Raw genomic sequence first — 17,039 nt, forward strand, 5'->3', positions numbered from 1 at the left:
GGTCCGGACCACGCTGTCCGGCTCGAACCCCGCCACCCTAGCGGCAGGAGGGGGCGGGGCCGAAGCACACGTCCGCCTGCTGGACGTGCCCGCTCACCTGTGCGGATGCACCGTCAGACGGGCTGCTGACGCTGCGCTGAAGAGCAGGTGAACACACCGTCGCACAGGTGGCCGCGCGCCGGTGCTCAGGCAGGCTGCTGCGCGGAGGCGATGCGCTCGTTGCGGAGCGCCTCGTACCAGCGGTCGTCGATCGGAGGGAGCGCGTTCACATCGAGCGCCAGCTTCAGCAGCAGGTCCGCGATGAGCGGGTTGCGGGCCAGCACCGGGCCGTGCATGTACGTGCCGAACACCGTGTCGTTGTACGCGCCTTCGGTGCCGTCGCCCGTACCGTTGCCCCGGCCGAGCTGCACGCGTGCGAACGGGCGCGCCGTGGGGCCGAGGTGGGTGATGCCCTGGTGGTTCTCGAACCCGGTCAGCGGCGGCAGCCCGAGGCGCGGGTCGATGTCGGCCAGCACGTCGCCGACGCACCGATCGCCCTCGCCGCGCGTGGTGGTGACGTCGAGCAGACCGAGGCCCGGCTCGCGCTGCCCGAGGTCGTTGACGAACTCCTGGCCGAGGATCTGGTAGCCGGCGCACACCGCGAACACGATCGCGCCGTTCTGCACCGCCTGGTACAGGTGCCCGTCGCGGCGCAGCCGCTCGGCCGCGAGCCGCTGTGGACGGTCCTCGCCGCCGCCGATCAGGTAGATGTCGCCGGAGGTGGGGATCGGCTGGTCGCTGCGCACGTCCAGGCGTGCCACGTCCAGGCCGCGCTGCCGCGCCCGGCGCTCCACGACCAGGACGTTGCCCTGGTCGCCGTAGGTGCTGAGGAGGTCCGGGTAGATCCAGACGACCCGCAGCTGGTTGTCGCTCATCAAGTGATCGTCCCTCGTGCTCAGTTGCCGACGCGGCGGCGCAGGTCCTGGAAGGCGGTGTAGTTGGCGATGACCTCGATCCGGCCGGGCGGCGCCATCTGCACGGCCTGGTCGATGTCCTCGCACACCTGGAAGTGCTGGTTCGCGACCTCCAGACGCACCGCGAGGTCCAGCTTGCGGTCGCCGATGACGAAGATCGGATGGCCGGTCAGCCGGGTGTAGTCGACGTCCCACAGCCAGGAGGTGTCGGTGCCGTCGGCGCCGCGCGCGTTCACCGACAGGATGACCGGGGTGGGCGGCGGGTCGATCAGGCTGAACGTCTCGAGCCAGCCGGCCGGGTTCTTCGCCAGCAGCAGCCGCAGGTCGCGCTGCATGAACTGGACGACGTCGTAGCGTCCGGCGACGGCCTGCACCTGGTACATCCGCTCCAGCGCCACCTGCGGCGGCACCCCGAAGACGGCGGCGACGGCGGCCGAGGACGCGGCGTTGGCCTTGTTGGCGCGGCCCGGCAGCTGGAGGTGGATCGGCCAGGCGGAGCCGTGCGGGTCGAGCACGTGGTCGCCGGAGAGCACCCAGCTGGGCGTCGGGCGGCGGAAGCCGCACTCGCCGCAGAACCAGTCGTCGCCCGGACGCTGCATCACACCGCCGCAGGACGGGCAGGACCAGGCGTCGTCCTTCCACATCTGCCCGGCGGCGACCCAGACGACGTTGGGGGAGGAGGAGGCGGCCCACACCACCAGCGGGTCGTCGGCGTTGGCGACGACGACCGACTTGGAACCGGCCAGCCCCTCACGCCAGTTCTCCGCGAGCATGCGGGTCTCCGCGGCGCGGTCGAGCTGGTCGCGGGAGAGGTTGAGCAGGGCGATGCACTTGGGGGCGGTGTCGCGGGCCACGCCCGCGAGGTACTTCTCGTCGACCTCGATGACGCCGTATCTGGCCTCCGAGCTGCCCGCGAGGGCGGAGGTGATGCCGGCCGGCATGTTGGCGCCCAGCGCGTTGGAGACGACCGGCCCCGCGGCCCGCAGCGCCTCGGCGATCAGCCGGGTCGTGGTCGTCTTGCCGTTGGTCGCCGACACCAGGACGACGTCCAGGTTCTGGGCGAGCCGGGCGAGCAGGTCGGGGTCGAGTTTCAGCGCCACCCGGCCGCCGATCACCGAACCGCTGCCGCGCCCCGCGGCGCGGGACGCCGCCGCGACCGCCTTGCCTGCGGTCACCGCCAGCTTGGCCCGCGGCGTGAGCGGGTCCGAGTTGCCTGCCATCAGTTCTCGATCCTCCTTGCGTACGCGCCGCGCTTGAAGCCTGTCGGCACCTGGTAGGTGGTCAGCCTATCGAGATCCAATCGCACTCCCGAATCCCGGCACCGTTCGACGTCACGCACGGCATGCGCGTGTCAGGAAGGACCGTACCCTTGCGCCATGCGACACGGCTCCATCCCGGGCGCCCGAGGGCGGGTCCGGCCCCTCATCCTCCTCGGTGATCCCGTTCTGCGGGAACCCTGCCGGGAGGTCACCGACTTCGGCCCCGAACTCGCCCGTCTGGTCGAGGACATGTTCGCCACGATGTACGCGGCCCGGGGCGTGGGCCTGGCGGCGAACCAGGTGGGGGAGTCCCTGCGGGTGTTCGTCTACGACTGCCCGGACGACGACGAGGTCCGCCATCTGGGCCATGTCGTCAACCCGCGCCTGGTGGAGGCGGACGGGCTCGTGTTCCGGGGACCGGAGGGCTGTCTGTCCCTGCCGGGCCTGGAGGCGGCCACGGAGCGCCACGACCACGCCGTGGTCGAGGGCTTCACGGTGACGGGCGAGCGCCTGCGCGTCCACGGCACGGGATTCTTTGCCAGATGCTTGCAACACGAGTGCGACCACCTGGACGGCACGGTGTACGCGGACCGGGTCACGGGGTGGCGTGGGCGCAGGCTGACGCGCCAGCTGGCGCGGGCCTCCTGGCGGGGGTGAGGGCCGGTCAGAAGCCGGGGCCGCCGATCCTGTCCCCCGCGGCGGCCAGCCGGCCCCACAGCAGGTCGGCGAGACTGCGCACCAGCTCCGCCCGGCTGCACGGCCGCTCGCCGAGCCACCAGTCACCCGCCGCGTGCATCATCCCGACGATCCCGTGCCCCCAGACGCGGGCGAGCTGCTGGCTCCCGGGTCCGAGGTCCAGCCGGTCCTCGATGACCTGGGCCAGCTCCTCACCCATCCGCCGCAGCAGCGGAATGGAATGCTTGCCCACGTCGAACCCCTGGTCACCGCCGTGGCCGGCCTCGGCGGGGTGCATCAGGAACCGGTAGACCTGGGGCCGGGCCTCGATCGCCGCGAGGTAGGTGTCCAAAGTGGCCTCGACCCGGTCCCGGCGGTCGGCGGGCGCGTCCAGCGCGGCCCGCAGCGAGTCCAGCAGCGCGTCCGTGTGCCGTTTGGCCAATGCCGCGTAAAGTCCGCCCTTGTCGCCGAAGTGGCGGTAGAGGATCGGCTTGGTGATGCCCGCCTCGGCGGCGATGGCGTTCATCGAGGCCTGCGGGCCGTCACGCAGCACCACCCGGTCCGCGGCCTCCAACAGCTCCCGCCGCCGGCGGTCGGCGGATCGCTGCTGCTCGGTCCGCTGCGTGGTGTCCATGATCTCTCCCCACCCGTGCTGTTTCGATGGCGCCTGCGCAAACTAACACCTGACAGCAGCCTGACATCGAACGGGTTGACGGGCGGTCGTCGGGAGTTGACTTTCACTACCGACCGGTAACAGACTCGCGTTACCGCAAGTAACACGCACGTCAAGGCGTGCGGCCGCCGCTGGAGGGGTCATGGCCGAGTTCACCATGGAGCTCAACGACGAACAGAAGGAGGTCCGCGACTGGCTGCACGGTTTCGCCGCCGACGTCATCCGCCCCGCGGCCGCCGAATGGGATGAGCGTGAGGAGACTCCCTGGCCGGTCATCCAGGAAGCCGCCAAGGTCGGCATCTACTCCCTCGACTTCTACGCCCAGCAGTACTTCGACCCTACCGGCCTCGGCATCCCCATGGCCATGGAGGAGCTGTTCTGGGGCGACGCGGGCATCGCCCTGTCCATCGTCGGCACCGGCCTCGCCGCCGTGGGCGTCCTCGCCAACGGCACCGAGGAGCAGATCGGCACCTGGATCCCCCAGATGTACGGCGACGCCAGCGACGTGAAGGTCGCCGCCTTCTGCTCCTCCGAGCCCGACGCCGGCTCGGACGTGGCCTCCATGCGCACGCGTGCCGTGTACGACGAGGCCAAGGACGAGTGGGTGATCAACGGCACGAAGACCTGGGCGACCAACGGCGGCATCGCCAACGTCCACGTGGTCGTCGCCGTCGTCGACACCGAGCTGGGCTCCAAGGGGCACGCCTCCTTCATCATCCCGCCGGGCACGCCCGGACTGTCCCAGGGCCAGAAGTTCAAGAAGCACGGCATCCGCGCCTCGCACACCGCCGAGGTCGTCCTGGAGAACGTGCGCGTCCCCGGCTCCTGCCTGCTCGGCGGCAAGGAGAAGCTGGACGAGCGGCTGGCGCGGGCCCGGGAGCGGGCCAGGGCGGGCGGCGAGCGGGTGAAGAACGCGGCGATGGCCACGTTCGAGGCCTCGCGTCCGGCGGTCGGCGCGATGGCCGTCGGCACCGCCCGCGCCGCGTACGAGGTCGCCCTCGACTACGCGAAGACGCGCGAGCAGTTCGGCCGCCCGATCATCGACAACCAGGGCGTCGCCTTCCAGCTGGCCGACATGGCGACCTCCGTCGACGCGGCGCGGCTGCTGGTGTGGCGGGCGTCCTGGATGGCGGTCAACGGCAAGCCGTTCAAGGCGGCCGAGGGCTCGATGTCCAAGCTGTTCGCGAGCGAGACGGCGAAGAGGGTGACGGCGCAGGCCCTCCAGATCCTCGGCGGCAACGGCTACACCCGGGAGTACCCGGTGGAGCGGATGCACCGGGACGCGGCGATCTACACCATCTTCGAGGGCACCAGCGAGATCCAGCGGCTCGTCATCGCCCGGACGCTGTCCGGCATGCCGATCCGGTAAGGCGGCGGGGGTTTCTGCGCGATTCGGTCTGCGGGCCGTCCGTGGCCGATCGCGCGGTTCCCCGCGCCCCTCAGGTACGTCCGGTGCAACTGCTCAAGCGGCTCAAGGAGCTGCGCGACAAGCCGCCACCCGACCGGCACCCGGCGACGAATCCGCGCCCTCTACGGAGTGCTGCCGCTGCTGTGGGCGATGCACGCCACGTCGATGCGGTCCGCCAGCTTGGCCAGTTCGATGGTCAGCGCGGCGACCGTGTCCTCGTCCAGCCCCTCCGTGCCCGCCTCGACGAGGTGCAGCCACCGCCCGCCCAACGTGCGGAGCAGCTTGCTCACGTCGGCCGCGGACACCTGCAAGGTCCCGCGGTCGTCGACGATCAGAGGCAGGGTCACTTCGCGGTTCACACCCGGGATCGTAGCCGCGCGAGCGTCACGCACCGTGCCAAACCGTGGTGATGTTGCAGAACTCCCGGATTCCGTGCCCGGACAGCTCACGGCCGTATCCGGACCGCTTCACGCCGCCGAACGGGAACGCCGGGTGGGACGCGGTCATGCCGTTGACGAACACCCCGCCCGCCTCCAGATCCCGGACGAACCGGTCGACCTCGGCCTCGTCGCGGGTCCAGACGTTGGAACTCAGGCCGAACGGCGAGTCGTTGGCGAGGAGCACCGCCTCGTCGAGGTCGCCGGCCCGGTACAGCGTGGCCACCGGACCGAACGCCTCCTCGCGGTGGATGCGCATCTCGCGGGTGACGCCGGCGAGGACGGTCGGCGGGTAGTACCAGCCAGGCCCCTGCGGCCGTTCGCCGCCGCACAGCACGCTCGCGCCGCCGCGCCGCGCGTCGTCCACCAGCTCCTCCAGGTCCTCGCGTCCGCGCTCGCTCGCCAGCGGACCGATCTCGGTGTCCTCCTCCAGCGGGTCGCCGACCTTCAGCGCCCTCATCCCCTCGACGAAGCGCTCGGCGAACCGGTCGTACACGTCCGTGTGGACGATGAACCGCTTGGCGGCGATGCACGACTGCCCGTTGTTCTGCACGCGCGCGGTGACCGCGACCTCGGCGGCCCGGTCCACGTCGGCGGACGGCATGACGACGAACGGGTCGCTGCCGCCCAGCTCCAGCACCGTCTTCTTGATCATCTGCCCGGAGGTGGCCGCGACGGCGCGGCCCGCGGGTTCGCTGCCGGTGAGGGTGGCCGCCTTGACGCGGTCGTCGCGCAGGATGTCGTCGACCGCGCCCGAGCCGATCAGCAGGGTCTGGAAACAGCCCTCGGGGAAGCCGGCCCGGTGGAACAGGTCCTCCAGGTACAGCGCGGTCTGGGGGACGTTGGAGGCGTGCTTGAGCAGGCCCACATTGCCCGCCATCAGCGCGGGCGCGGCGAAGCGGACCACCTGCCAGAGCGGGAAGTTCCACGGCATCACCGCGAGGACGGGCCCGAGCGGCCGGTAGCGCACCAGGGCGCGGGAGCCGCCGGAGTCCGTCACGTCCGACTCGGCCGGCTCCTCGTCGGCGAGCAGGCCCTCGGCGCGCTCGGCGTACCAGCGCATCGCCTTGGCGCACTTCGCGGCCTCCGCGCGGGCCTGCTTGACCGGCTTGCCCATCTCGGTGGTCATCACGCGGGCGATCTCCGGCGCGTCCTCGTCGAGGAGGTCGGCGGCCCGGTTCAGCAGCCGGGCCCGCTCCGCGAACGCCGTCGTGCGGTACGTGCGGAACGTGGCCTCGGCGAGCTGGAGCCGGCGTTCGAGCTCCTCCTCGCCCATGGCCTCGTACGTCTTGAGCGTCTCGCCGTTCGCCGGGTTCACCGTCGCGATGGGCATGACCGACCTCCTGGAAAGCTGGCTGTGCTTCGACCTTCGCGCGCCGCGCCGAGGGACGCAACGCGTACGCGTCTGCTCAGGCCGAGTGCTCCGCCAGCCGGTCCAGAAACGCGGCCTGCGCCGTGACGATCACCTCACGCGCCCGTGCCAGGCCGAACCAGGCCACCCGGTCCAGCTCGGGGAACTCCACCGTCCGGCCGGACCGGGGCGGCCACTGCATGACGAACGTGCCCGGCACGACGGCGGTCGGGTCCAGGTCCGCCTCGACGGCCCACACCGTCACGATCTTGCCGCCTGTCTGCCGCACCCGGCCCAGCGGCACCGCCTCGCCGTCCGGCGGGGGCAGCCCCAGCTCCTCCCGGAACTCCCGCCGGGCGGCGTCCCACGCGGACTCGTCGGGGTCGTGCTCGCCTTTCGGGACGGTCCACGCGCCGGCGTCCTTCTTCGCGAAGTACGGGCCGCCCATATGCCCGAGCAACACCTCCAAGCCGTCGTCGGTGTGCCGGAACAACAGCAGGCCGGCGCTGTGCCTCGCCGTCACGGCCGCACCTCGGGGTGCGCGGCGAGGAGGGTCTCCACCGTGTCCGCCTCCTGCGGCCGCTTGTCCTCGCGGTAGCGGATCACCCGGGCGAAGCGGAGGGTGACGCCGGCCGGATAGCGGGTGGAGCGCTGGAGGCCGTCGTAGGCGATCTCGACGACGAGTTCCGGTCGCACGGTCACCCCCCAGCGCTCCTCCCGCACGGCGAGGCTCCGCAGCCGGTCGGTCTGCCAGGTGAGCAGGGCGTCGGTCATGCCCTTGAAGGTCTTGCCGAGCATGGCGAAGCCGCCGTCGGCGGTGCGGGCGCCCAGGTGCAGGTTGGACAGCTTGCCGGTGCGGCGGCCGTGTCCCCACTCGGCGGCCAGCACCACCAGGTCGAGGGTGTGCACGGGCTTGACCTTCAGCCAGGACGCGCCGCGCCGGCCCGCGCTGTAGGGGGCGTCCAGGGACTTCAAGACGACGCCCTCGTGGCCGCGCAGCAGCGTCTCCTTCAGGAACTCCTCGGCCACCGGCACGTCCGGCGGTCCCGACACCAGCGTCCGGCGGACCCGCATCGGCTCGGGCGTCAGCCGGGCCAGCTCCGCGTGCCGCTCGGCGAACGGCAGGTCGAGCAGGTCCCGGCCGTCCACCGAGAGCGCGTCGAAGAAGACGGGGGAGACCGGGACGGCCGCCGCGGCCGTCACCACGTCCACCCGCGAGCCGACCCGCCCGGCCGTCTCCTGGAAGGAGCGGGGCCGCCCCGACGCGTCGAGGGCGATCACCTCGCCGTCCAGGATGAACCGCGTGCCGCGCAACTCCAGTGCGGCAGCGCTCACTTCGGGCAGCCGGTCGGTGATGTCGTCGAGGGTGCGGGTGTGGATCCGCACGGCGTCGCCGTCCCGGTGGACCTGGACGCGGATGCCGTCGAGCTTCTCCTCCACCGCGCACGCGCCCAGTTTGCCGACCGCCTCGGCAACCGAGGTCGCGGAGTGCGCGAGCATCGGCTGGACCGGGCGGCCCACGGTGAGCCGGAAGCGCTCCAGGGCCGCCGGGCCGTCCGCCAGCAGCGCCTGGGCCACCGGCTGGAGCGCCCCGGCGAGCATCACCGCCCGCCGGACGTCCCCCGCCGCCGCGCCGGTCGCCCCGGCCAGCCCTTCCACCGCGACCGCGTCCAGCGCCCCCTGCCGGACCTCGCCGGTGAGCAGCCCGAGCAGGAAGCGCTGCTCCTCCCCGGTGGCCGCGCCCATCAACTCCTCGACCAGTCTGGCCCGTTCGGCCTGGGAGCCGGGACCCGACACCTTGCCCAGCTCGGTCAGCCGGGCGTCCACCTCGCGCACGGTCAGAGTGGCGTCGACGGCTGGGGCGACCGGGCGGCCCAGCACCTTCCAGCCCACGCCGAGGCGGCCCTGCGGGAGCCGTCCGGCGAGGTAGGGGATGACGATCGGCGCGTCCTCGGCCTCCGCCTCCCGGAAGAGCTCCGCGAGCAGGGCGATCTTGCGGGAGCGCGCCGAGGACGCGGCGACCTCCCGTGACACGTCGGCGAGCCGGGACAGCAGCATGCAGCCATGGTGCAACGCCTCACGGGGCATCGCACGTGTGCTGCCATGACCCCATGGACGACGCCCCCGTGAACGACGGGCCCGTGAACGACGCCCCCGTGAACGACACCCCCGCGAGCGACAGACCCGTGAACGACGGACCCGTGAACGACGGACCGGTGAGCGACCGCGAGGTGGAGGCCATGGAGGAAGTGCTCGCGGAGGTCGGCCCGCGGCTGCGGCGCCTCCGCAAGGCGCGGGGCGCGACGCCGGCCGGGCTGTCCGAGGCGACCGGCATCTCGGTCAGCACGCTCTCCCGGCTGGAGTCGGGCCTGCGCAAGCCCGGTCTGGAACTGCTGCTGCCGATCGCGCGGGCCCACGAGGTGGCGCTCGACGAACTCGTGGGCGCGCCGGCGGTGCGCGATCCGCAGGTGCGGTCGCAGCCCGTCCGGCGGCACGGGCGCACGTACTGGCCGCTCACCCGTCAGCCCGGCGGTCTCCAGGCGTACAAGGTGCTGGTGCCGCAGGGGCCCGACGAGCCGGACCCGCGCACCCACGAGGGCTATGAGTGGTTGTACGTGCTGGCCGGACGGCTCAGGCTGGTCCTCGGCGACCACGACGTCGTGCTGGGGTCCGGGGAGGCCGTCGAGTTCGACACCCGGGTGCCGCACTGGTTCGGGTCGGCGGGGGAGGGGCCCGCGGAGTTCCTCAGCCTGTTCGGGCCGCAGGGGGAGCGGATGCACGTACGGGCGCGGTCCCGGCGGACGTGACGCGGAAGACGGTTCCCTGATCGGCAAGCGACCGCTTAGTATGCAAACGAGGCCGGTCGCCGACCAGCCGGTCACCCGAGTCGGACGACGCAGTCCCGTGGAGGCTCCGCATGCAGGCATGGCAAGTGCACGAGAACGGCGAGCCGGGCAAGGTGATGCGCCTGGAGGAGGTGGCGCGGCCGACCCCCGGCGAGGGCCAGGTCCTGCTGAAGGTGCTCGCCGCCAACGTCAACTTCCCGGACGTGCTGATGGCGCGGGGCCACTACCAGGTCCGGCCCCCGCTGCCGTTCACCCCGGGCGTGGAGATCTGCGGCGAGACCGAGGACGGGCGGCGGGTCATCGCCAACCCGGCGCTGCCCCACGGCGGTTTCGCCGAGTACGCCCTCGCGGACGCCGCCGCCGTGCTGCCCGCCCCCGACGCGCTGGACGACGCCGAGGCCGCCGCCCTGCACATCGGCTACCAGACGGGCTGGTTCGGGCTGCACCGCCGGGCCCGCCTGGAGGCCGGCGAGACGCTGCTCGTCCACGCCGCCGCCGGAGGGGTCGGCAGTGCGGCCGTGCAGCTCGGCAAGGCCGCGGGCGCGAGGGTGATCGGCGTCGTCGGCGGTGCCGACAAGGCCGCCGTCGCCCGCGAGCTGGGCTGCGACACGGTCATCGACCGGCGAGCCGAGGACGTCGTCGCCGCCGTGAAGGAGGCCACCGGCGGCCGGGGCGCCGACGTGATCTACGACCCCGTCGGCGGCGACGCCTACACCCAGTCGGCCAAGACCGTCGCGTTCGAGGGCCGGATCGTGGTCGTCGGCTTCGCGAGCGGCGCCATCCCGAGCCCGGCGCTGAACCACGCCCTGGTGAAGAACTACTCCATCCTCGGCCTGCACTGGGGCCTCTACAACACCAAGAACCCCGCACTCGTCCAGCACTGCCACGAGCAGCTCACCGAACTGGCCGCCCGGGGTGCGATCAAGCCCCTGGTGAGCGAGCGCGTGCCGCTGAGCGAGGCCGCCGCCGCCGTCCAGCGGGTCGGCGACGGCCACACCACCGGCCGCGTCGCCGTCGTGCCGGGACTGACGAGCCCGGAGCACGCGCAGAACGGAGCCTCCGCATGACCGACGCAGCAGAACTCCGCCGCCGGACCAGGGAGTTGCTGGAAGCGCACCCGCCGGCCACCACCGACCGGCTGGACTTCCTGCGGGCCCGCTTCGACGCCGGACTCGCCTGGGTGCACTACCCCGAGGGCCTCGGCGGCCTCGGGGCGCCCCGCTCCCTCCAGGCTGTCGTGGACGCCGAGTTGGAGGCCGCCGACGCCCCCGACAACGACCCCCGGCGCATCGGCATCGGCCTCGGCATGGCCGCGCCGACCATCCTGCGCTACGGCACCGACGAGCAGAAGCGGCGCTTCCTGCGGCCCCTGTGGACGGGCGAGGAGGTCTGGTGCCAGCTCTTCAGCGAGCCCGGCGCCGGCTCCGACCTGGCCGCCCTCGGCACCCGTGCCGTCCGCGACGGCGAGGACTGGGTCGTCGACGGCCAGAAGGTGTGGACCTCCAGCGCCCACATCGCCCGCTGGGCCATCCTCATCGCCCGCACCGACCCCACCGTGCCCAAGCACGCCGGCATCACCTACTTCGTCTGCGACATGACCGACCCCGGGGTCGAGGTGCGCCCGCTGCGCCAGATCACCGGCGAGGCCGAGTTCAACGAGGTGTTCCTCACCGGCGTCCGCATCCCCGACTCCCGCCGCCTCGGCGAGACCGGCGACGGATGGCGCGTCGCGCAGACCACGCTGAACAACGAACGCGTCGCGATCGGAGGCATGCGCCTGCCCCGCGAGGGAGGCATGATCGGTCCGGTCGCCAAAACCTGGCGTGAGCGGCCTGAACTGCGCACCCATGATCTGCACCAGCGGCTGCTGAGGCTGTGGGTGGACGCCGAGGTGGCCCGCCTCACCAGCGAACGGCTGCGCCAGCAGCTCGCCTCGGGCCAGCCCGGCCCCGAAGGCGCCGGCATGAAGCTCGCCTTCGCCCGCCTCAACCAGGAGATCAGCGGCCTGGAGGTCGAACTCCTCGGTGAGGAAGGCCTGTTGTACGACGACTGGACCATGCGCCGGCCCGAGCTCGTCGACTTCACCGGACGCGAGGCCGGCTACCGCTACCTGCGCTCCAAGGGCAACAGCATCGAGGGCGGGACCAGCGAGGTCCTGCTGAACATCGTCGCCGAGCGCGTCCTGGGCCTGCCCGCCGAGCCGCGCACCGACAAGGACGTCGCCTGGAAGGACCTCGCCCGATGACGGATCTTCTCTACTCCGAGGAGGAAGAGGCGCTGCGGTCGGCGGTACGGGACCTGCTCGCCGATCACTGCGACGCGCCCGGCGTGATCGCCCGCACGGAGTCCGACGCCCCGCACGACCTGGCGGCCTGGAAGGCGCTCACCGACGCCATGGGCCTCGCCGGCCTGCTGGTGCCCGAGGCGCAGGGCGGACAGGGTGCCACCCACCGCGAAGTCGCCGTGGTGCTGGAGGAGTTGGGGCGTTCGGTCGCACCCGTGCCCTATCTGACCAGTGCCGTGGTGGCCACCGAGGCGCTGCTGGAGTGCGGTGACGAGGAGCTGCTCGGCCGGCTGGCCTCCGGGCGGACGATCGGCGCCCTGGCGGTCGGGCTGCACATCGCCCCCGACGCCGACTTCGCCGCCGTACGGATCGAAGACGGCTCGCTGCACGGGGAGTTGACCGGCATCGCGGACGCCGCCGTCGCCGACGTGCTGCTCGTGCCCGCCGAGGACGGTGGACTGTACGCGGTCCAGACGTCCTCGGTCACCGTCACCCCGCAGGTCTCCCTGGACCTGACCCGCCCGCTCGCCACCGTCACCCTCACCGGCGCTCCCGGCCGCCGCCTCGGCGACGCCGCACCGGCCGTCCGACGGGCCCTGCGCGCCGGCGCAGGACTGCTCGCCTCCGAGCAACTCGGCCTCGCCGAGTGGGCGTTGACCGAGACGGTCCGCTATCTCAAGGACCGCAAGCAGTTCAACCGGCCCGTCGGAGGCTTCCAGGCGCTCAAGCACCGGCTGGCCCAGCTGTGGCTGGAGGTCGTCAACCTCCGCGCCGCCGCACGCAACGCGGCCGACGCGCTCGGCGGCGGTCAGTCCGCCGATGAGACGGCCCTGGCCGTGGCCGTCGCCCAGGCCTACGCGGCGTCCGTCGCCGTCCACGCCGCCGAGGAGGCGCTGCAACTGCACGGCGGACTCGGCATGACGTGGGAGCACCCGGTCCACCTCGCCCTCAAGCGGGCCAAGGCCGACTCGATCGCCTACGGCACGGCCGGCGCCCACCGGGAGGCCCTTGCCGAGCTGGTCGACCTGCGCGCCCCCTGACCGGCGACGCGGGAAACCCCGGAGAAGCCCGTCCCCACCCGGGGGCGGGCTTTTTCGCTCGTTCGGCGGACAGGTCAGTCGCACGGACGAAACCTCCCTTACGCCACACTTGCGGCCGAACGCCACCGAACGGGCGTGGCGGAGGAGGTTGTCGTGGCCGTTTCCATTTCCGTGGTGCTGTTGCTGCTGATCCTGGCGGTGATCTTCCTGCGCACCGGCGGACTGAAGATCTCGCACGCCCTGGTCTGTCTGCTGCTCGGCTTCTTCCTGGCCGGCACCAACATGGCCCCCACCATCCACAGCGGCCTCACGGCCACGGCGGAGATCGTCGGCAGCATCCAGCCGTAGGGTGAGGCCGGCTAGCGGAGGAACACCCCGATGCCGTTGGGGACCGGGCGTTCCGTCCCGCCCGAGGGGTGGTTGCGCACCGTGACCCGGGCGGCGCCCGGCGCGCGGGCGACCAGGGTCGTCGAGCCGCCGCCGTCCAGGCTGAAGCCCCCCGTCGCCCCCAGGTTCCGCAGCTCCTCGGCGACCTCCGCGATCGTCAGGCCCGTGCGGTACCGGGGCGCGCCGTCGGTCGCGAACAGCAGCACCCGCCGCCCGCCGTCCGCGATGCCGACGGCGGTGCGCACGGCCGAGGTCCGCGCGTCCAGACCGGGCAGCGGGCGTCCGCCGGACAGCACCGGATAGCCGCCGACCGCGAAACGGTAGGCGCGGCCCGACAGTGAGGCGAGCGCGTACCGCACCGCGACCGACCGGCCCCGCACCAGCCCGCGCAGCCGCCGGGCACCCCCCTCCCGGCCCAGCAGGACCGTGCTGCCCGCCGCGACGGGCCCGGCGCCCGGCACGGCCGAGGCCGACACCACCCTGCCCGCCTTCACCGTCACCTGGTAGGTCCGCGTCCCGCACGCCGCGGCCCGGTCGGCGTCCGAGCCGCAGGTGGCGCGCTTGCGGGAGACGACGCCCCAGTCCGGCGTGTACGCGCCGACGGAGTTCTCCGGCAGCGCGTACTGGTTCAGCCCGCCCAGCGGCTGCCGCCGGCCGTCGACGGTGAACGACCCCCTCAGCGTCAGCGCGTCGATGTGGGCCCGGCCGTCCGAGCCCACGCCGAACACGGCGTCGGTGTCCGTGCCCGGCGGCAGTTCGGGGCCGAAGCGCTGCGCCGTGGGCACCGCGCCCTTGAGCGCCCTGCCGTCCGCGATCGCCGGGCCCACGCTCGCACCGGTCGCGGCGACGCCAGGATGCTGGGCCTCGCTGATGTCGAAGAAGTCGCCGTTGACGCCCGCGACCGCTTTGCGCGCCGCGGCCAGCCGGGAGAGGGGAGCGCGCGCCGCCACCTTCCCCGGGTGCAGCAGACCGAGGCGCACCCGGGCGTGCGTCAGATCGACGCTCACGACGTGCACATGGGTGAGTCCGGCCGTCGCCCGCAGGTCGTACTGCCGGTACGCCACCCCCGGCGCGACGGCGGTGCCCGCCCCGGTCGAGGCGCCCGCGGACGCCGCCCCCGTCAGGGCCGCGCCGGCCAGCGCGGCGAGCGCCGTCAGCAGGGCCAGCCGCATCCCGCGCGCCCGCGAGACCGTCTGCGTACGTGTCACACATCCCCCAGAACTCGTGCGAGCGGCAACTCTCACACGGCTCGCGGGCCCCACCCGGGCCCATCGGCCCGGACACCACGAGAAGGGATGAGGAAAGACACGGATCCGGGTGCTTTCGCAGCCGGCCGCCCCGCGCCGGGGACGAGGACGTGCTAGGGCGGGTTTCGAAAGTGGCGTCGTCCGCCCGGAGGGCGGGGCTCGCGGCGTCCGGTGCTGGGGGCACTTCCCACGCCTTTCAGGCAGTGGGGGAGCATCGCAAGGCGGAGGGTCGTCCGCGTACTGGTTGTACGCGGGCGATCCCGACAACGCGGCGAGGCGCCGTGCCAGGCGTCGCGAGCCCGGGGGTACCTCCCACGTCCTCAAGGCAGTGGGGGGAGGGACTTTCGAAACACGCCCTGGACGAGCTGGTCGGCGGGGGCGGGCGCCGCGTGGCAGCGGAGCCGGACGCGCTGGTCCTGCGGCCACAAGTCCTCGACCTCGCCGAGGAGTTCCCAGCCGAGGCGCTCGTAGAAGGCGGCCGCCGGGTGGGTGGCGACCACCTCCAGCACGGGCTGCAGACCGCGGGAGCCGGCCTCCTCGACGGCCCGGTCCATGAGGGCCGCCCCGACGCCGAGCCCGCGCGCCTCGGGTGAGACGAACAGCCGGCTGACGGAGGCGGTCGCCGCTCCCGGCCGGCGCGCCTGCCACAGGGCCGTCGCCGGCTCGTCGTCCCGCCCGAGGCACAGCGCCGCGTGCCCGACGATCCGCCCGTCCCACTCGGCCGCCCAAGCGGCGAGGAGCGCGGGCGGCGTCAGCCAGGCCTCAGGGGACACAGGCCAGTTGATCGGGTAGCCGCTGTGCTCGTGCACCAGCGCGAGGGAGGTCACACAACCGGCCAGGTCGGACGGGACACGCGGCCTGGTGGAGAGGGGTGCGGACGGGGTGAGGTGGGCGATCATCGCCGTATGCAAGCACGTGAGCCGCGTCGTCGGCCACGCATCACCGAGGCGCGTACGGCGTGAAGTGGGCCGGTGCGTGATCGATCGGCAGGTCGGGACGCCAGGCGGTGAGGGCCTGGGCGCTGCACACGAACAGCGAGGGCGGCAGCCGGTCCAGGGCATGCCAGCGCCAGCCGCCGACGCGCTCACCCGGCTGGTCGGCGGGCTCGCCGTGCCAGGCGGTGACGACGGCCGCGACGGTCATGCGGACGACGCCCTCGCTGTGGTCGAGGAGGGTCCCCAGCAACCGCACGTCCGCCGCGTCCACCCGCAGCCCGGTTTCCTCCCTCAGCTCCCGCACCGCCGTCTCCTGGAGCGATTCCCCGGGCTCCACCGTGCCTCCGGGCAGCTCCCAGGTGCCCCGGCGGTGCCGGCCGAGGAGCAGCCCGCGCGGGCCGTGCACGACGACGCCCACCCCCAGGGCGGCGTGCGCGGCGGGCGGTTGCGCCGAGCGCGGCCGGGAGGACACGCGCACCGGCCGCCGTGCCCGGAAGACACGGTACTCGGCGCGATGTGCGGGGTCCGGTGACCTCACCGTCACGACCTCCTCGACGTCCAGCCCATGATCGGTGAGCAGCTCCCGCCACCGCTCCTCGGTCGGCACCCACATATAGCCCGTCGTCTTGCCGCCGCCCGCGAAGTGCAGCGTCTCCGGCCGGGGAACGAGCTCGGAGGACGGACCGTCGCCGTGCGAGTTCGTGTGCAGCGCGGAGAAGCACAGCGTCCCGCCGGGCTTCAGCGCCGTCGCCAGCGCGGGCAGCAGCCGGCGCGGGTCGGCGAACGGCACCGCGCCCACGGCGTAGACGACGTCGTACGGCTCGGCGGTGCGCAGGTGGGTCACCGCGTCCGCGTGCACCAGACGAAGACCGGAGAGGGAGGCGTAGCGGGCCCGGGCGCGTTCGATCTGGCCGGGCGCGGAGTCCACGGCGTCCACCTCGGCGCCGTACGAGCGCACCAAGTGGGCCGCGTGCCGGGCCGTCCCGCAGCCCAGGTCGAGCACCCGCCGCCCCTTCAGCTCCCCGAGGAACGCGTCGTCGGGCCCCGCGCCGGGGAACCCCCAGTCGATCCGCTCGACCTCCTCGACGACCGTGCCGCGCCGCAGGTGATGCGTGGCGTAAGCCTGCCAGCAGGCCGCGTTGGCGGCCTCCGGGTCGTCCGGTGTGTGGACGTGCGGCATGGGCGGCCTCCTGGGACGGGCAGCGGACGGTGCGGGGATTCTTGCCACCTGCGGGGCGGGGTACTCGTGGCGCGCCCGTACGAGCCGTGGAGGAGGCGTGGTGGAACGACCGGATCGCATCGAGGCCCCCTGGAGGGCCCGGACGCCCTACGGACCCGGCGACCGCTGGCCGGCCCGCACCGACCTCCAACCAACCACCTCCACGGCAACACCCGGCTGTGCACCGCCACCGCCGGCGAGTCGCTCAGACGGGCGCCGCCCAGATCACCCTCGTCTCCCGCGCCACGGAGCCTGCGCGTGAATGACCCCGCCGGCGGGCGCCCGCACACCCTGTGTTCCCTCTGAGCACCCGTCAGTCCGCAGT

Annotated in this window: 17 protein-coding genes; 7 read left to right on the forward strand and 10 right to left on the reverse strand. The window is 73.1% G+C overall.

Features of this window, described 5'->3' with window-relative positions; all coding sequences use genetic code 11:
• Positions 1-185: 185 nt before the first annotated feature.
• Together ACIOC0_RS00900 and ACIOC0_RS00905 are read right to left on the reverse strand one after the other, a co-directional pair.
• Complete coding sequence (locus tag ACIOC0_RS00900) at positions 186-914, reverse strand: glutamine amidotransferase (protein ID WP_351093663.1); 729 nt, start codon at positions 912-914, stop codon at positions 186-188.
• Between the two features lie 20 nt (positions 915-934).
• Positions 935-2,173, reverse strand: a complete 1,239-nt coding sequence (locus ACIOC0_RS00905) for a MurT ligase domain-containing protein (protein ID WP_351093661.1) — start codon at positions 2,171-2,173, stop codon at positions 935-937.
• A 156-nt stretch (positions 2,174-2,329) separates the two neighbouring features.
• Here ACIOC0_RS00905 and def point away from each other — a divergent pair, with 156 nt between their 5' ends.
• Positions 2,330-2,869 carry a peptide deformylase gene (def, locus tag ACIOC0_RS00910; RefSeq protein WP_402150661.1) on the forward strand — a complete coding sequence of 180 codons (540 nt, stop codon included), beginning with the start codon at positions 2,330-2,332 and terminating at the stop codon, positions 2,867-2,869.
• 7 nt (positions 2,870-2,876) lie between these two features.
• Here def and ACIOC0_RS00915 read toward each other — a convergent pair whose 3' ends face one another.
• Positions 2,877-3,521 (reverse strand): TetR family transcriptional regulator, encoded by a 645-nt coding sequence (locus ACIOC0_RS00915; RefSeq protein ID WP_402150664.1) that lies wholly within the window; start codon positions 3,519-3,521, stop codon positions 2,877-2,879.
• Positions 3,522-3,702: 181 nt separating this feature from the next.
• On the opposite strand from ACIOC0_RS00915, the gene ACIOC0_RS00920 reads away from it, so the two are divergent.
• On the forward strand, positions 3,703-4,929 hold the full coding sequence (locus ACIOC0_RS00920) for an acyl-CoA dehydrogenase family protein (protein ID WP_402150667.1): 1,227 nt from the start codon (positions 3,703-3,705) through the stop codon (positions 4,927-4,929).
• A gap of 161 nt (positions 4,930-5,090) precedes the next feature.
• Here the strand turns inward: ACIOC0_RS00920 and ACIOC0_RS00925 are convergent, their stop codons facing one another.
• The 4 genes from ACIOC0_RS00925 to ACIOC0_RS00940 form a co-directional block, all read right to left on the reverse strand.
• Entirely contained in the window at positions 5,091-5,327 is a 237-nt protein-coding gene (locus ACIOC0_RS00925) for a DUF6213 family protein (protein ID WP_130439954.1), read from the reverse strand.
• Between the two features lie 25 nt (positions 5,328-5,352).
• Positions 5,353-6,738, reverse strand: a complete 1,386-nt coding sequence (locus ACIOC0_RS00930) for an NADP-dependent succinic semialdehyde dehydrogenase (protein ID WP_402150670.1) — start codon at positions 6,736-6,738, stop codon at positions 5,353-5,355.
• A 76-nt stretch (positions 6,739-6,814) separates the two neighbouring features.
• Positions 6,815-7,279, reverse strand: a complete 465-nt coding sequence (locus ACIOC0_RS00935; RefSeq protein ID WP_402150673.1) for an NUDIX domain-containing protein — start codon at positions 7,277-7,279, stop codon at positions 6,815-6,817.
• Positions 7,276-8,814: an ATP-dependent DNA ligase gene (locus ACIOC0_RS00940; protein WP_402150676.1), complete on the reverse strand. Its 1,539-nt coding sequence runs from the start codon at positions 8,812-8,814 to the stop codon at positions 7,276-7,278. The genes ACIOC0_RS00935 and ACIOC0_RS00940 overlap by 4 nt, the downstream gene beginning before the upstream one ends.
• 182 nt (positions 8,815-8,996) lie before the next feature.
• Here ACIOC0_RS00940 and ACIOC0_RS00945 point away from each other — a divergent pair, with 182 nt between their 5' ends.
• From ACIOC0_RS00945 to ACIOC0_RS00965, 5 genes are all read left to right on the forward strand, one after another.
• On the forward strand, positions 8,997-9,563 hold the full coding sequence (locus ACIOC0_RS00945) for a helix-turn-helix domain-containing protein (protein ID WP_402153112.1): 567 nt from the start codon (positions 8,997-8,999) through the stop codon (positions 9,561-9,563).
• 110 nt (positions 9,564-9,673) lie between these two features.
• On the forward strand, positions 9,674-10,669 hold the full coding sequence (locus tag ACIOC0_RS00950; protein ID WP_402150678.1) for an NADPH:quinone oxidoreductase family protein: 996 nt from the start codon (positions 9,674-9,676) through the stop codon (positions 10,667-10,669).
• On the forward strand, positions 10,666-11,847 hold the full coding sequence (locus ACIOC0_RS00955) for an acyl-CoA dehydrogenase family protein (protein ID WP_402150681.1): 1,182 nt from the start codon (positions 10,666-10,668) through the stop codon (positions 11,845-11,847). Before ACIOC0_RS00950 ends, ACIOC0_RS00955 begins: the two co-directional genes overlap by 4 nt.
• Positions 11,844-12,926 carry an acyl-CoA dehydrogenase family protein gene (locus ACIOC0_RS00960; protein WP_402150684.1) on the forward strand — a complete coding sequence of 361 codons (1,083 nt, stop codon included), beginning with the start codon at positions 11,844-11,846 and terminating at the stop codon, positions 12,924-12,926. The genes ACIOC0_RS00955 and ACIOC0_RS00960 overlap by 4 nt, the downstream gene beginning before the upstream one ends.
• Before the next feature lie 153 nt (positions 12,927-13,079).
• The gene (locus tag ACIOC0_RS00965; protein ID WP_130439968.1) at positions 13,080-13,274 is read left to right on the forward strand and encodes a hypothetical protein; all 195 of its coding nucleotides are present in this window, start codon (positions 13,080-13,082) and stop codon (positions 13,272-13,274) included.
• A gap of 11 nt (positions 13,275-13,285) precedes the next feature.
• On the opposite strand, the gene ACIOC0_RS00970 is transcribed toward ACIOC0_RS00965, so the two are convergent.
• The 3 genes from ACIOC0_RS00970 to ACIOC0_RS00980 all read right to left on the reverse strand — a co-directional run bounded on the left by ACIOC0_RS00970 (position 13,286) and on the right by ACIOC0_RS00980 (position 16,675).
• Positions 13,286-14,485 carry a phosphodiester glycosidase family protein gene (locus ACIOC0_RS00970; protein ID WP_402153114.1) on the reverse strand — a complete coding sequence of 400 codons (1,200 nt, stop codon included), beginning with the start codon at positions 14,483-14,485 and terminating at the stop codon, positions 13,286-13,288.
• A 395-nt stretch (positions 14,486-14,880) separates the two neighbouring features.
• Positions 14,881-15,459 (reverse strand): GNAT family N-acetyltransferase, encoded by a 579-nt coding sequence (locus ACIOC0_RS00975; RefSeq protein WP_402150687.1) that lies wholly within the window; start codon positions 15,457-15,459, stop codon positions 14,881-14,883.
• 40 nt (positions 15,460-15,499) lie between these two features.
• Positions 15,500-16,675, reverse strand: coding sequence for a bifunctional class I SAM-dependent methyltransferase/NUDIX hydrolase (locus ACIOC0_RS00980; protein ID WP_402150690.1), 1,176 nt, complete (start codon positions 16,673-16,675; stop codon positions 15,500-15,502).
• Positions 16,676-17,039: the final 364 nt, after the last annotated feature.

The organism is Streptomyces sp. NPDC088254 (assembly GCF_044740925.1).
In the GTDB taxonomy this organism is placed as follows: domain Bacteria; phylum Actinomycetota; class Actinomycetes; order Streptomycetales; family Streptomycetaceae; genus Streptomyces.

Bases quoted from the DNA above. Each gene is read 5' to 3' on its own strand.
- ACIOC0_RS00950 (WP_402150678.1), top strand. From the start codon at position 9,674: ATGCAGGCATGGCAAGTGCACGAGAACGGCGAGCCGGGCAAGGTGATG.
- ACIOC0_RS00920 (WP_402150667.1), top strand. From the start codon at position 3,703: ATGGCCGAGTTCACCATGGAGCTCAACGACGAACAGAAGGAGGTCCGC.
- ACIOC0_RS00940 (WP_402150676.1), bottom strand. From the start codon at position 8,814: ATGCTGCTGTCCCGGCTCGCCGACGTGTCACGGGAGGTCGCCGCGTCC.
- ACIOC0_RS00955 (WP_402150681.1), top strand. From the start codon at position 10,666: ATGACCGACGCAGCAGAACTCCGCCGCCGGACCAGGGAGTTGCTGGAA.
- ACIOC0_RS00945 (WP_402153112.1), top strand. From the start codon at position 8,997: ATGGAGGAAGTGCTCGCGGAGGTCGGCCCGCGGCTGCGGCGCCTCCGC.
- def (WP_402150661.1), top strand. From the start codon at position 2,330: ATGCGACACGGCTCCATCCCGGGCGCCCGAGGGCGGGTCCGGCCCCTC.
- ACIOC0_RS00930 (WP_402150670.1), bottom strand. From the start codon at position 6,738: ATGCCCATCGCGACGGTGAACCCGGCGAACGGCGAGACGCTCAAGACG.
- ACIOC0_RS00900 (WP_351093663.1), bottom strand. From the start codon at position 914: ATGAGCGACAACCAGCTGCGGGTCGTCTGGATCTACCCGGACCTCCTC.
- ACIOC0_RS00975 (WP_402150687.1), bottom strand. From the start codon at position 15,459: ATGATCGCCCACCTCACCCCGTCCGCACCCCTCTCCACCAGGCCGCGT.
- ACIOC0_RS00970 (WP_402153114.1), bottom strand. From the start codon at position 14,485: ATGCGGCTGGCCCTGCTGACGGCGCTCGCCGCGCTGGCCGGCGCGGCC.
- ACIOC0_RS00980 (WP_402150690.1), bottom strand. From the start codon at position 16,675: ATGCCGCACGTCCACACACCGGACGACCCGGAGGCCGCCAACGCGGCC.
- ACIOC0_RS00915 (WP_402150664.1), bottom strand. From the start codon at position 3,521: ATGGACACCACGCAGCGGACCGAGCAGCAGCGATCCGCCGACCGCCGG.
- ACIOC0_RS00960 (WP_402150684.1), top strand. From the start codon at position 11,844: ATGACGGATCTTCTCTACTCCGAGGAGGAAGAGGCGCTGCGGTCGGCG.
- ACIOC0_RS00905 (WP_351093661.1), bottom strand. From the start codon at position 2,173: ATGGCAGGCAACTCGGACCCGCTCACGCCGCGGGCCAAGCTGGCGGTG.